Annotated in this window: 13 protein-coding genes; 7 read left to right on the plus strand and 6 right to left on the minus strand. The window is 62.6% G+C overall.

Annotated elements, in window-relative coordinates; all coding sequences use genetic code 11:
- The first annotated feature begins 110 nt into the window (after window positions 1-110).
- Complete coding sequence (locus ACIPO9_RS26075) at window positions 111-743, plus strand: START domain-containing protein (RefSeq protein ID WP_400607100.1); 633 nt, start codon at window positions 111-113, stop codon at window positions 741-743.
- Between the two features lie 114 nt (window positions 744-857).
- Here the strand turns inward: ACIPO9_RS26075 and ACIPO9_RS26080 are convergent, their stop codons facing one another.
- On the minus strand, window positions 858-2,276 hold the full coding sequence (locus tag ACIPO9_RS26080) for a purine-cytosine permease family protein (RefSeq protein ID WP_400784245.1): 1,419 nt from the start codon (window positions 2,274-2,276) through the stop codon (window positions 858-860).
- Window positions 2,277-2,647: 371 nt separating this feature from the next.
- Here ACIPO9_RS26080 and ACIPO9_RS26085 point away from each other — a divergent pair, with 371 nt between their 5' ends.
- Window positions 2,648-3,133 carry a flavin reductase family protein gene (locus ACIPO9_RS26085; protein WP_274130872.1) on the plus strand — a complete coding sequence of 162 codons (486 nt, stop codon included), beginning with the start codon at window positions 2,648-2,650 and terminating at the stop codon, window positions 3,131-3,133.
- Between the two features lie 95 nt (window positions 3,134-3,228).
- The gene (locus ACIPO9_RS26090) at window positions 3,229-4,266 is read left to right on the plus strand and encodes an LLM class flavin-dependent oxidoreductase (RefSeq protein WP_400784246.1); all 1,038 of its coding nucleotides are present in this window, start codon (window positions 3,229-3,231) and stop codon (window positions 4,264-4,266) included.
- 266 nt (window positions 4,267-4,532) lie between these two features.
- Here the strand turns inward: ACIPO9_RS26090 and ACIPO9_RS26095 are convergent, their stop codons facing one another.
- From ACIPO9_RS26095 to ACIPO9_RS26115, 5 genes are all read right to left on the minus strand, one after another.
- The gene (locus ACIPO9_RS26095) at window positions 4,533-5,336 is read right to left on the minus strand and encodes an isocitrate lyase/phosphoenolpyruvate mutase family protein (protein ID WP_400784248.1); all 804 of its coding nucleotides are present in this window, start codon (window positions 5,334-5,336) and stop codon (window positions 4,533-4,535) included.
- A 54-nt stretch (window positions 5,337-5,390) separates the two neighbouring features.
- Complete coding sequence (locus ACIPO9_RS26100; protein ID WP_400607111.1) at window positions 5,391-5,912, minus strand: methylated-DNA--[protein]-cysteine S-methyltransferase; 522 nt, start codon at window positions 5,910-5,912, stop codon at window positions 5,391-5,393.
- An 83-nt stretch (window positions 5,913-5,995) separates the two neighbouring features.
- Window positions 5,996-6,916, minus strand: a complete 921-nt coding sequence (locus tag ACIPO9_RS26105) for a DNA-3-methyladenine glycosylase family protein (protein ID WP_400784249.1) — start codon at window positions 6,914-6,916, stop codon at window positions 5,996-5,998.
- 211 nt (window positions 6,917-7,127) lie between these two features.
- On the minus strand, window positions 7,128-7,739 hold the full coding sequence (locus ACIPO9_RS26110) for a hypothetical protein (RefSeq protein WP_400784284.1): 612 nt from the start codon (window positions 7,737-7,739) through the stop codon (window positions 7,128-7,130).
- Between the two features lie 285 nt (window positions 7,740-8,024).
- Entirely contained in the window at window positions 8,025-9,158 is a 1,134-nt protein-coding gene (locus tag ACIPO9_RS26115; protein WP_400607116.1) for an MFS transporter, read from the minus strand.
- Window positions 9,159-9,614: 456 nt separating this feature from the next.
- On the opposite strand from ACIPO9_RS26115, the gene ACIPO9_RS26120 reads away from it, so the two are divergent.
- The 4 genes from ACIPO9_RS26120 (at window position 9,615) to ACIPO9_RS26135 (ending at window position 13,849) form a co-directional block, all read left to right on the plus strand.
- Entirely contained in the window at window positions 9,615-10,598 is a 984-nt protein-coding gene (locus ACIPO9_RS26120; protein ID WP_400784285.1) for a LacI family DNA-binding transcriptional regulator, read from the plus strand.
- A gap of 107 nt (window positions 10,599-10,705) precedes the next feature.
- A complete protein-coding gene (locus tag ACIPO9_RS26125) occupies window positions 10,706-11,503 on the plus strand; it encodes a sugar phosphate isomerase/epimerase family protein (protein ID WP_400784250.1) in 798 nt (265 codons plus the stop codon).
- The gene (locus ACIPO9_RS26130) at window positions 11,496-12,461 is read left to right on the plus strand and encodes a sugar kinase (protein WP_400607120.1); all 966 of its coding nucleotides are present in this window, start codon (window positions 11,496-11,498) and stop codon (window positions 12,459-12,461) included. Before ACIPO9_RS26125 ends, ACIPO9_RS26130 begins: the two co-directional genes overlap by 8 nt.
- 71 nt (window positions 12,462-12,532) lie before the next feature.
- Entirely contained in the window at window positions 12,533-13,849 is a 1,317-nt protein-coding gene (locus tag ACIPO9_RS26135) for an MFS transporter (RefSeq protein WP_400607122.1), read from the plus strand.
- Window positions 13,850-13,855: the final 6 nt, after the last annotated feature.

Below are 13,855 nucleotides of genomic sequence, written 5' to 3' on the forward strand. Positions count from 1 at the left end.
ACTGACACACCGCTCCCGCCGGCAAGCCGTGCTGCTACGGGGTTCACTTCCCTCCCCTTCGCCTATGCTCTGAAGACCCGCGCCCTCAACGTGCAGTCCCGGAGCTTCTCATGAAAACACTGCCCGTCCTGTGCGCCCTGTTGCTGGCCGCTCACTTTACCTGCGCGGTGGCCGAAGACTGGAAACTGGCCAGGGACGAAAACGGCATCAAGGTCTACCTCAGCCGGCCAATCGGTTCCGACTACCAGAGCTTTCGCGGCGTGGCCCGGATCAAGGCCGACATTCCCACCCTCAGCCGTCTGCAAGAGAACCTCACCATCGCCTGCAAATGGCTCTACGCCTGCGCGGACATGCGCCTGCTCAAGGTGGATGGCGACAAGACCTTCGTCTACCTGACCACCGACCTGCCGGCACCGGCCAGCGTGCGGGACATGGTGCTGCAGGTGCAGACCGAGCTGCTGGACAACGGCACGGTCATCCGCCACCTGAGCGCGATCAAGGGCATGGAGCCTGAGGTAGACGGTGTGATCCGCGTCAACGAACTGCACGGCGAGTGGATCATGGTGCCCAGGGGCGAGAGGGAAACAGAGGTGACTTACCAGATGCAGGCCGATCCTGCCGGGGCGATCCCGGCGTGGCTGGCCAACCGGTTCGTGATCGATGCGCCGATGGTGACGCTCAAGACACTACGGGCGGTGGCCGAACGCCAGGGTGGGCATTCGGCGGATGTGGAAAATCCATAATCATGGCTATCGAACCCGTAGGAGCGCGCTTGCCCGCGACCGCGGTGTGTCAGACGCTGGTGTGATGGCTGATCTGACGCCGTCGCGGGCGAGCGCGCTCCTACAAAGGCGATCTCAGTCGGTGAACCCCAACCGCGCCGCACGAGCCTGCTCGGAACGGCCCCGCGTCGCCAGGCAGTAATACAGGGGACAGGTGATGAGCAGCCCCGCCAGCCACGACAGGTCCACCCCTTCCAGGTAATTGGCCCAGGGCCCGACATACAGCGCGGTGTTGGCGAACGGCAACTGCACGATGATGCCAATGAAGTACGCGATGATCGCATGGGGGTTGAAGCGGCCGTAGATCCCGCCATCCGGGCTGAAGATCGAGGCGATGTCGTAGTTGCCGCGCTTGATCAAATAGAAATCGATCAGGTTGATCGACGCCCACGGCACCAGCACGATCAGCAGCGTCAGGATCAGGCCGATGAACTCCTTGATGAAGTCCCCGGACGCGCCCACTGCCGTGATGCAGCAACCGGCCAGAATCACCGACGCGAGGATCACCCGCACCTTGATACTGGGCGTCCAGCTCGCGGCGAAAGTCTGGATCGAGGTCACGATGGAAAGCACCGCACCATACAGGTTCAAGGCGTTGTGGCTGATGATGTTGAGCAGGAACAACAGCATCAGGACCGGGCCCAGCACGCCGGTGGACTGCTTGACCGCCGCCATGGCTTCGGTGCCTTCCGGCGTTGCCAGCACGGCGACCGCGCCGAAACAGAACGACAATGTGGTGCCTAGGGTTGCACCGAAAAACGTTGCCCAGAAAGGCCGTGCAATGCCGATATCGCACGGCAGGTAGCGCGAGTAATCCGAGACATAGGGCGAGAAGCTGATCTGCCAGATGATCCCCAGGCACAGGGTCGCCAGGAAACCCGACAGGTTATAGCCACCGCGGCTGAAGAAATCCAGCGGCAGGTCCTGGCTGAAGATCATCACAAAACCGGCCAGCAGCGCGGCGCCCATCACCCAGGTGCCGATGCGGTTGAGGGTGTGAATGAAGCGATAGCCGATCACGCCGATGGCCGTTGCGCTCAACGCGCCGATCACCACGCCCGCAGGCAGAGGCACGGAAGGCAGCATGCCGTGGATCGACTGGCCTGCCAGCACGATGTTGGAAATGAAGAAGCCGACGTAGATCAACGCGGCGAAGAACACGATCAACAGCGCACCGTAACGGCCAAACTGGCCACGACTCTGGACCATCTGCGGAATGCCCATGCGCGGGCCCTGGGCCGAGGCCAGGGCAATGAACACCCCGCCGATCATGTGGCCCAGCGCAATGGCGATCACGCCCCACAACAGGTTGAGGTGAAACACCTGGACCACCATCGCGCCGGTCACGATGGGCAGTGGAGCAATGTTGGTGCTGAACCAGAGGGTGAACAGATCCCGCGCTTTGCCATGGCGCTCGGCCAGGGGAACGTAATCGACGGTGTGGTTTTCAATCAAATGCGTGGCGTTGCCGCCATGATTCTCGGATGTAGTCATCGTTTCGCCTGAATTCTTGTCTTTGTGGCTAGCTAAAACCATGAAGCGACTGGCAGAGCCTTGCGGCCTTGGTGCGCGCCTTTCAACGCCGCAAACACATCCCTGCACTCACGAGCGAGGCAACCATATTATGGTATGCCAATATTTTACAACCGCCTGAACGGTATTTTTTACCAACGGCAAGGCTCAGATATACAAGGAAAAACCGGTTCAGCAAAGGCTGGAGCGCCGGTTTACAAGGGCTGCGAGGAAATCGAATAAATCCGGGGCGGGATCGACGAAAGAAAAAACACTTGCAGAAAAGGTATTACGGTATACCATCAGACACACAAAACTTATCGCCTTCGGCACCGAACCGCAGAGGTAGCAACATGATCGACGCAACCGTCTACAAGAACGTTATGGGCTCTTTTCCCTCTGGCGTGACTGTGATCACCACCCTCAATGACGACGGTGAAGTGGTCGGGCTGACTGCCAGTGCATTCAGCTCGCTGTCGATGGATCCGCCGCTGGTGCTGTTCTGCCCCAACTACAGCTCCGACTCCTACCCGACCCTGATCAAGAACAAGCGCTTCGCCATTCACTTGCTGTCCGGCTCCCAGCAGAGCGAAGCCTACGCTTTTGCACGCAAAGGCAAGGACAAGGCCGCCGGCATCGAGTGGACCCTGAGCGAACTGGGCAACCCGCTGCTGGCCAACGCCACCGCCATCATCGAGTGCGAACTGTGGCGCGAGTACGAAGGTGGCGACCACGCCATCATGGTCGGCGCGGTGAAGAACCTGATCGTCCCCGAGCAGCCCGCCAGCCCCATGATCTACTGCCGGGGCAAGATGGGCGCCCTGCCCGCCCTGGCTTGAAGCTCGTGACTTGCAGCTTGAAGCTTGTAGCTGCTCTCTATTACGGTATACCGAAAAACACCGCAGCGCGGTAAGAACAATCCGAGGTAAGCGTCATGAAATTTTCGTTGTTCGTTCACATGGAACGCTGGGATGAGTCTGTCAGCCACCGCCAATTGTTCGAAGACCTGACCGAACTGACGCTGATGGCCGAACAAGGCGGCTTCAGCACCGTGTGGATCGGCGAACACCACGCCATGGAATACACCATTTCCCCAAGCCCGATGCCGCTGCTGGCGTACCTGGCCGGCAAGACCAGCACCATTCACCTGGGCGCGGGCACCATCATCGCGCCGTTCTGGCACCCGTTGCGGGTAGCCGGTGAATGCGCGCTGCTGGATGTGATCAGTAACGGTCGCATGGAAGTGGGCCTGGCCCGGGGCGCTTACCAGGTCGAATTCGACCGCATGGCCGGCGGCATGCCTGCATCCGAAGGCGGCAAGGCGTTGCGCGAAATGGTGCCGGTGGTCAAGGCGCTTTGGCAAGGCGACTACGCCCACGACGGTGAAATCTGGAAATTCCCGACTTCCACCAGCGTGCCGAAGCCGGTGAAGACCCCGCCGATGTGGATCGCTGCCCGCGACCCTGACTCTCACAACTTCGCGGTGGCGAACGGCTGCAACGTGATGGTCACGCCATTGATGAAGGGCGATGAAGAAGTCGTCGATCTGAAGAACAAGTTCGAAGCCGCACTGGCCAAAAACCCGGGTGTGCCGCGCCCGCAACTGATGGTGCTGCGTCACACCCACGTGCATGCCGAGAACGACCCAGAAGGCTGGAAAGTCGGCGCACGGGCCATCGCGAAGTTCTACCGCACCTTTGATGCCTGGTTTGGCAACAAGACCACGCCGGTCAATGGCTTTCTCGCGCCGAGCCCGGAAGAGAAGTTCGCCGAACGTCCGGAATTCTCCCTGGACAGCCTGCACAAGACCGCGATGATCGGCACGCCCGAAGAAATCATCCCGCGCATCAAGTACTACCAGGAACTGGGTGTCGACGAGTTCAGCTTCTGGTGCGACAACAGCCTGCCCCACGCCGAAAAGAAGAAATCCCTGGAACTGTTCATCAAGCACGTGGTGCCGGCGTTTCGGTGAAACGGCGCACGGCTTGCGGGCGTCGGCGTTCTCAAGATCGCCCCCGCGGGCAAGCCCGGCTGCTACGAGGGCGAGGTGTTCGCGAGTTCTGTGTTCACACCAAACCCGTAGCAGCGCGGCTTGCCGGCGGGGACGTTCTCACGGCCGCCACCACGGGAACGCCCTGAACCTTGTAGGAGCGCGCTTGCCCGCGACGGCGTCGTGTCAGGCGACGGCGATGTTGCAGACAGATCGCTATCGCGGGCAAGCCCGCTCCTACAAAGACATCAATGCCCGAACAGCGCCTGCACCTGGTTGTAACCCATGCTGCTGTGGGTCACGGCATCGGACGCGCCCTCTTCCAGAAACCCCCGCGCCAGCTCTTCAGCCTGTCCCCAGAGATTGAGCACCATGCTCGAACCGGCACTCAGCCGATGCACGCCCAATTTCGCCAACTCATCGGCCGACGGCAGTCCAGGCCGGGCCAGCACGTTGATCGGCAGGTTCACTCCCGCAACGATGGCCTTGATCTGCTCCAGATCGGTCACCGCCGCCACAAACAACCCATCGGCCCCGGCCTCGCGGTACAAGCGCCCGCGCTTGAGCGTCTCCTCGACCCGCAACTCTTCACTCACAAGACTCGCCAGATACACATCCGTGCGCGCGTTGATGAACACGTCCAGGCCGTTACGCGCCGCCATGTCCTTGATCGCCTCGATCTTGCGCGCCAGCAATTCAGGCGCATCCGGGCCGTCCTCGAGATTGATGCCCACCGCGCCCACATCCAGCACCCGCTTGATATTCTGCGCGACGGTCAGCGGCTCGTTGGAGTAGCCGTTTTCGATGTCCACCGACAGCGGCACTTTGATCACCCGAGCGATGCTCTGCGCCACGTTGACGGCAACGTCCACGGGAAACACCCGGCCATCGGCATAGCCCTGGCTCCAGGCGACACCGGCGCTGGTGGTCGCCACCGCCTTGGCTCCCAGGCTTTCGACCAGCCGCGCACTGCCAGCATCCCAGACGTTGGGCAGACGCAGAACCGTGGTTTGGTGGTGCAGGTCACGAAAGGTCTTGGCAGAAGCAGGCATGTTCATCTCCATTGAAAGTGCTGTGATTATGCGAAAGTTGTGCGAGCAGGCAGTCTAGAACAGCGACGCCTGAACTGCTTGTCGGGGTGTACGCGGCAGACAGCCTTCCAACGTCAACAGCAAGGCCTTGGCCTCAAGCCCTCCGGCGAATCCTGTGAGCGAACCGGAACTGCCGATCACCCGATGACAGGGCGCGACGATGGAAATCGGATTCTTGCCGTTGGCCGCGCCCACCGCACGCACGGCCGCCGGATTGCCGATCTGGGTGGCGATGTCGAGGTAGCTGCGGGTCTGGCCGAACGGGATGGTCAGCAGTGCATGCCAGACCTTTTTCTGGAACTCGGTGCCGTGGAATTCCAGATCCAGCTCGAAACGATCGCGGGTGCCGGCAAAATATTCGGCCAGTTGCTGTTCGGCACGGTCCAGGATTTCGCTGCTCTCTGCCTCGGCCATGGGGCCGAGCAACACCCGATTGGGCCGTTCGTGCTCCCAGAGAATGGCCGCCAGACGCGGCCCCTTGGCCACCAGTTTCAACTGCCCGACCGGAGAGTCGATGAAGCGGTAGGTGAAGTTCATGGCAAGGCTCCTGCGCTTGACGATGAGCCCATGTTAACCGCGCCGGCGCGCAGTTCCATCCAGTTCTTGCGGTCTAATTCGGCTCAGCCGCCCTTGGCCTTGCCCGCTACGTCCGCCGCCGAATTCCAGATATGCAACGCCGCGTACGCACGCCACGGCCGCCAGGCTTCGGCCCGCGCCTTGTGCAACGCTAGCCTGGTGAGGGTCGGGTCCTGGCCGGTCATGAGGTTCATCAGCACCAGATCCGACGCAGGCCAGGCATCGGGGTCGCGCCAGGCGCGCATGGCGATGTATTCCACGGTCCATGGGCCGATGCCGGGCATGGCCAGCAATTGCTGGCGTAGCTCGCTGGTGTCGCCATGGGCGGCGTCCAGGCACAGCTCGCCACTGGCCACCGCTGCCGCCAGGCGTTGCAGGGTTTGCACGCGCTTGCCGGGCATGCCGATCTTGTCCAGGTTGACCTGCGCCAGCGCCTGCGGTGTGGGGAAACGCCAGGCCAGCGGATCGAGCGGATCGTCCGCCACCTGCGTCCCCGCCCGCTGCACCAGCCGCCCGACAATGGTGGTCGCGCCCTTGACGCTGACCTGCTGGCCAACGATGGTGCGCACCACCAGCTCGAAACCGGAAAACGCACCCGGCACCCGCAACCCAGGCCGCAGCTTGACCAACGACGCCAGCCAGGGGTCCGCCGACAGATCGGCATCGATCTGCCCCGGCTGGGCATACAGGTCGAACATATGGGAGATCGGCGCAATCAGCTCATCAATGTAAGCGCTGACCTCACCGTGCAAGGTCGCGACCAGGTGATTGCCCTCGGCGGCCAGCGTCACCGACAACCAGCCGAAATGCCCTTTGTAGTCGATGTTGCGCCGGTACTCGCCGCCAACAATGGCCTCGACTCCGGCGGTCGCACGGCCTGCGAAGAAGGCAAGCATGCGTGGCCAGTCGAAGGGGGGGATGAAGGGCAAGAGGCGCGTGGCGTGGGGAGCGATGAGTGCTGACATCGATAAGGCCGGGCAAGATAGGGACCAACCGAACGCTAACGCACTTTACAGGTTTACACAAAACCCGTAGCAGCACGGCTTGTCGGCGGGGACGGTCTCAAGGACGCCGTCGCGGGCAAGCGCGCTCCTACAGGTTCGAGGTCAGGGATACAACCACAGACACCCCGTGGCTTGCCGGCGTCGCGATGCAGAACCTTCGCAATGTCAAGGATCAGGTCGGACACCCCACCGCGCCGTCGTTAAGATTCTGCTTGTAGTTCTCGTACTGCAACGTGGCCTTGCCGTTGTTCCACTTCAGGGTGAGCACCAGCACGGAGTCGAAGTCATCGCCGGTCCAGTCGTCGACCAGCTTGAGGCGTTTGCCGGAGGCTTCCTCGGCGACCTTGTTGATCAGCTCGGGCAGGTAGCCGTGGGACCAGGCGGTGTAGATGGTGGCGTCGTGGTATTTGTCGCGCATGAGTTCGTCGGCCAGGTCGCTGGTGTCGTTGGCGGCGAAGTCGATGTTCACTGGCAGGCCCAATTTGATGGCGCTCGGCCCGACGGTCATCAAGGGTCGCAGGTAGCTGTAGGAGTGATCGCCCTCACCTTCTTCCACGTGGCGGCTGGGGTTGGCGGCGAAGATGAAGTCAGCCTTGCCGAAGGTGTTCGGCAGCACCGTGGAGAGGTCGATGGCGCGGTTCAAACCCTGGCAGTTGAGCTGCCCCAGGCCCATGGCCGGCTTTTCTGCGTGGCGCAGGAAGACCAGGGTCTGGGTGCCGTTCTTGGGTTCGGCGTGCACGCCCTTGCCTGCCACAAACCAGAACACTGCCGAGCAAACCAGCATGATCGGCAGGAAGAAATAGGCAAAACGCTGGCGTGCTAGGGAGAGAACGGAGGATTTGAAAAAGGTCATGTCGGCCTGGAGTTCTGATGATGCGTGAGGGGCATGTGTGCCCTGTGCAACGTCCCTGTGAACTGGCGATCAGCTAGCGAGATGCAGCCTAGCGAAGCTTTATGTCCGTATGAAGAATGACCATCAGATGGCAAATAGCCTCAGAGGTTGCATGCAAGCCCCTGATTTATCGAATTTTTGGCCCAACGGTATGTAAGAGAATGTGTATCGCGCGCCTCATGCAGGCAATTGCCGAGGCTTGTAGCGGCTGCACACCAGCGCGCTGACCACCACGGCAAGGCCCGCCAGGCTGTACACCCACACCGGTGACGCCACGGGCAGCAGAATCCCGGCCAGCAGCGGCCCGACCCCGGCACCGATGTCGCGCCACACCGCATTGCCCGCCAGCGCCTGCACCCGAGCCGCACCCGGATTGCGCTCGGCTACGAGGGTGGTCACCAGGGGCAACTGCAACGCCCGCAGGATCAGCACCCCACCTGCGCCGAGGATCAGCCAGTGAAAGCCGAAGGCGGTCAGCGCAAGCGTGGTCAGCGCGGAGAACACCACCAGCATGCGCACCGCGCCGTAACTGGCCGCAGCACGTCCGCCAAGGGGGCTGAGCAGCATTTCCGAGGCATAGCGCAGCGCCAGCAGCACCCCGGCAATGAACACCGCGTTGCCGCCCAGTACCGATTGCGCCTGCAAAGACAGGCCGAAGATGAACAGCCCGTCCAGTGCCACGCCTTCGATGAAAGACCAGATCGCCACGCTGTCCGGCGCCTTGAATCGGCGCCCTCCTGCCGTGGGCATTGCGTGGGGAATATTGGGCAGGCCTTTGGCAACCAGTATCGCCGCCAGGGAGAAGAACGCCAGAATCAGGAAAATCACTCGCGGGCCGTAATGCAGGCTTATCAAGGCGCCGATGGGCAAGGCCAGCATCGGGCCTATGGCGATGATCGCCCGCGATGTGCCGGACCTGCGCGCCGCACCACCGGCCTCGGATGTGGCCAGCGCCTGGGTTGAGAGGTTCAGCGCGCCAAAGGTCAGGCCCCAGCCCAGGCGCAGGATCAGCAACCACCAGAAACCGGTGATGAACGAATTGCCGAACGCGCACAGGGCCGACACCGTGGCCGCCAGCATCACGGTCGGGCGGTCGCCGAATCTTGCGTAGAACCGCACCACGTAGCTGTAGCCGAAAATCCGCACCAGGCGGTTGGCTGCCAGCAGTATCCCCGCTTCGGCCAGGGTGATACCGAATGCATCGGTGTTCATCGGCAACAGCAGGTACAACAGGACGTCACTGGGCAGGCACAGGCTTAGGACGGTCGCCGAACGGCGGGAGGCTGAATCGGCATCTCGGGCGGCAGGCATGCGCAGAAAGGTCCTGTAACACAAATGAAATTGCAGCATGCAGATATGGCCGGGCCATGGCAACAGGTGTTCACCACAAAACCCGTAGCAGCATGGCTTGCCGGCGGGGGCGTTTTCGAGGTCGCAATCCCGGGCAAGCGCGCTCCTGCAAGGCAGGGGTGCTCGCAGCATTTGGGTTCACCACAGAACCCCGTAGCAGCACGGCTTGCCGGCGGGGGCGTCCTCAAGATCGCTCCCGCCGGCAAGCCGTGCTGCTACGGGGGCCAATGTGGTCATGGGATTTGTGATGGGGATGCCCACCTTTCATCCGATCTTGTGTTGACGATTCTCGCGCTTTGGTGTTTCCTGAAACCGGTTTCAGAGCAACGCACGCTCTGCGAAAGAAAGCCTGCTGATAAATCCAATAAGGGTCAGGCCGTGAACAGTATTCCGACATCGACGCGCTCGCGCGTCACCATGAATGACGTGGCTGACCTGGCCGGCGTCTCCAAGGCCAGCGTCTCGCGCTTCATCGGCGAAGACCGCCAGTTGCTGTCCCAGGCCATCGCCCAACGCATCGAGCAGGCCATCGACACCCTCGGCTATCGCCCCAACCAGATGGCCCGTGGCCTCAAGCGTGGGCGCACGCGGCTGATCGGGATGCTGGTGGCCGACATCCGCAACCCCTACTCCATTGCCGTGATGCACGGCGTCGAAACCGCCTGCCGCAAGCACGGCTACAGCCTGGTGGTGTGCAACACCGACCGCGATGACGAACAGGAGCGCCTGCACCTTGCCGCGCTGCGTTCGTACAACATCGAAGGCCTGATCGTGAACACCCTCGGCCATCACCTGGACGAACTGCGCGAGCTGCACGAAGAACTGCCGATGGTGCTGGTGGACCGCAAGGTCGATCAGTTGCAGAGCGATCTGGTCGGCCTGAACAACGTCGCGGCAGTCAACCAGGCCCTCGATCACCTGCAGGAACAGGGCTTCGGCGACATCCTCATGGTCACCGAACCTCAGGACGGCACCAGTTCCCGCATCGAGCGAGTCGATGCGTTCAAGGCTGGCATCGCTCAGCGTCCGAATTTGCGCGGCCAGGTCCGCGAGACCGGCGAGCAGCTGCGCGAGCAACTGCGCGAATTCCTCGCCCAGCGCAGCCACGGCCACAAGGCGCTGTTCACCGCCAACGGCGTGGCTACCCTGAGCACCACCCGCCAGCTGCACGAACTGGGCTGCCGCCTGTTCGACGACATTGGCCTGATCGCCCTCGATGAACTGGACTGGTACCCGCTGGTGGGCAGCGGCATCACCTCGCTGGCCCAACCCACCCACGACATCGGTGTCACCGCCTTCCAATGCTTGCTCGACCGCCTGCGTGGCGATCAGGAGCCGGTGCGTCTGTATGACTTTCCAGCGCAACTGATCGTGCGCGGCTCGACACGACAGCGACCCTGAACCTATCCCTTTAGCGACCGCAGGTCCGCAAACCTGCTGATGTGAAGAACTTCCATCGGGCACCCTAGCTCGAACAAAAATGAAACCGGTTTCAGAGGACAATAACAATGAACCGATTCCCCGTTGCCATCAGCCTGGGCGCCTACGGTGCCGACTATGTGCGCCAGATCGGCCAGGCCAGTTTCATTCCCGTCCTGGCGGCCGCAGGCGTCACGCGCATCGAGGTGCGCGAAGAATTGCTGGTGGGCGAAGACCTGCCAACGCTGGCCCGGGCCATTCGCGACCAAGGTCTTGAGTGCCTGTACTCGGCGCCGCTGGAACTGTGGCTGGCAGGACAACACCAGCCCGACCCTGAGCTGGAAACCACCCTGCAACGGGCCACTGCCTGTGGCGCTGCCTGGCTCAAGGTATCCCTGGGACATTTCACCGAAGACAGCGACGTCGCAGCGTTGGCCGAGCGCCTGGCCCGCTACGATGTGCACTTGCTGGTGGAGAACGACCAAACGCCCCAAGGCGGCCGCATCGAACCCTTCAGGCAGTTCTTCGCGCGGATCGACGCCCTGCAAATGCCCATCGGCATGACCTTCGATATCGGCAACTGGAAGTGGCAGGAGCAGTCTCCAAGCGAGGCCGCACAGCATCTAGGGCGCCATGTCGAATACCTGCATTGCAAGGCCGTGTCGCGCAATGCCAGCGGCAAGCTGATTGCCGTACCGCCCCGCGAGGCCGATCTGCAGCAGTGGGAGCAGTTGCTCGCGCACATGCCGGTCGGTGTGCCCCGCGCCGTTGAATACCCATTGCAGGGCGAAAACCTGCTGGACGTCACCCGCACCCAGGTCGACGCCCTCGCCCGCCTCGGCCAGCCACAGCTTCAACATGCCCCGGAGGCGCTGAGCCATGCCTGAGATCGATATCCTTTCCTTCGGCGAAACCATGACCATGCTGGTGGCCGAACAGTCCGGCGATCTGGCTGCGGTCCGCCACTATGAGAAGCGCATTGCCGGCGCCGACAGCAACGTCGCCATCGGCCTGTCCCGGCTGGGTTTCAACGTCGCCTGGCTCAGCCGGGTCGGCAACGATTCGATGGGCCGTTTCGTCACCCAGAGCCTGGAACAGGAAGGCGTCGACTGCCGCCATGTGACGGTGGACCCGGCGCATCCGACCGGTTTCCAGTTCAAATCCCTTGAGCTTGAAGGCGCCGACCCCGTGGTCGAGTACTTCCGCCGTGGCTCGGCGGCCAGCCACTTGTCGGTGAATGATATCGTCCCTGACCTGCTCAAGGCCCGTCACTTGCACGCCACCGGGATTCCGGCGGCGCTCTCGCCCACCTGCCGCGAACTGTCCCACGTCTTGATGACGCAAATGCGCGATGCCGGGCGCAGCGTGTCGTTCGATCCCAACCTGCGGCCCTCGCTGTGGCCGGATCAGGCGACCATGATCCGCGAAGTCAACCGCCTGGCGGGTCTGGCCCATTGGGTCATGCCGGGCCTGGCCGAAGGCGAGCTGCTCACAGGCTTCGACACCCCGTCCGAGATCGCCCGGTTCTATCTGGACATGGGCGTGGAAGCGGTGGTCATCAAGCTCGGCGCCAAGGGCGCGTACTACCGCACGCAGTTGAACGAGGCCTTCGTCCCCGGCGTGCCGGTGGCCAAGGTCGTCGACACCGTGGGCGCAGGCGACGGCTTTGCCGTGGGCGTCATCAGCGCCCTGCTGGAAAACCTCGACTTCGCCCAGGCCACCGCCCGTGGCAACTGGATCGGCAGCCAGGCGGTCCAGAGCCGCGGCGACATGGAAGGCCTGCCGACCCGAGTGGCGCTGCAAACGGCCGAAACCCGTAAAGATCCGCGACGACAAACCGCCTGAATTCACATGCCTTGCAACGACTCTGTTCAATCACCTGCTGCGACAAAAACAACATGCTCAGGGAGCCCAACATGGAAAAGCTACTCGACACCGTGAAGCACGCCGGCCTCAAACGTCGCTGGCTGCTCATCATGCCTATTGTCTTCATCACCTACAGCCTGGCCTACCTTGACCGCGCCAACTACGGCTTCGCCGCCGCCTCCGGGATGGCCGAAGACCTGCACATCACCCCCGGCATGTCGTCACTGCTGGGCGCGCTGTTCTTCCTGGGCTACTTCTTCTTCCAGGTGCCCGGCGCGATCTACGCGCAGAAAAAGAGCGTGAAGAAGCTGATCTTCGTCAGCCTGATCCTGTGGGGCAGCCTCGCTACCCTGACCGGCATCGTCTCCAATGCCTACATGCTGATCGCCATCCGCTTCATGCTCGGCGTGGTCGAAGCAGCCGTCATGCCGGCCATGCTGGTGTACCTGTGCTACTGGTTCACCAAGGCCGAACGCTCGCGGGCCAATACCGTGCTGATCCTCGGCAACCCGGTGACCATGCTCTGGATGTCGGTGGTGTCCGGCTATCTGGTGGCGCATTTCAGTTGGCGCTGGATGTTCATCGTCGAAGGTCTGCCTGCGGTGATCTGGGCCTTCATCTGGTGGCGTCTGGTGGACGAGCGTCCGGCCCAGGCCAAATGGCTGACCGCTGACGAGAAGACCGAACTGCAAGCGCGCCTGGACGCCGAGCAAGTGGGCATCAAGCCGGTGAAGAACTACGCCGAAGCCTTCCGCTCGCCGAAAGTATTGCTGCTGGCCGCGCAGTATTTCTGCTGGAGCATCGGCGTCTACGGCTTCGTCCTGTGGCTGCCGACCATCATCAAGAAAGGCATGCAGATGGACATGGTGGAGGCCGGCTGGCTGTCGGCGCTGCCATACCTTGCCGCGGTGATCGGCATGGTCGTGGTGTCCTGGGCCTCGGACAAACTGCAGAAGCGCAAACTGTTCGTCTGGCCGCCGCTGCTGTTGGCCGCGTTCGCGTTCTACGGCTCATACGCCCTGGGCACCGAGCATTTCTGGTGGTCGTACTCGCTGCTGGTGATCGCCGGCGCCTGCATGTACGCGCCTTACGGGCCGTTCTTCGCCATCGTTCCGGAGATCCTGCCGGCCAACGTCGCAGGCGGCGCCATGGCGCTGGTCAACAGCCTCGGCGCGCTGGGCTCGTTCGCCGGCTCCTACCTGGTGGGCTACCTCAACGGCGCCACTGGCACCCTGAGCGCCTCGTACCTGTTCATGAGCGGCGCGTTGCTGGTCTCGGTTGTGCTGACGCTCATGCTCAAGCCGGACGCCGCCGCAAAGCCCCTGCGCGATGAGCCCAGCGTTCGTCGCAGCCCTGCGCACCCCTGATCTGGA

Source organism: Pseudomonas sp. NPDC090203 (assembly GCF_044746765.1).
GTDB lineage: Bacteria > Pseudomonadota > Gammaproteobacteria > Pseudomonadales > Pseudomonadaceae > Aquipseudomonas > Aquipseudomonas putida_AD.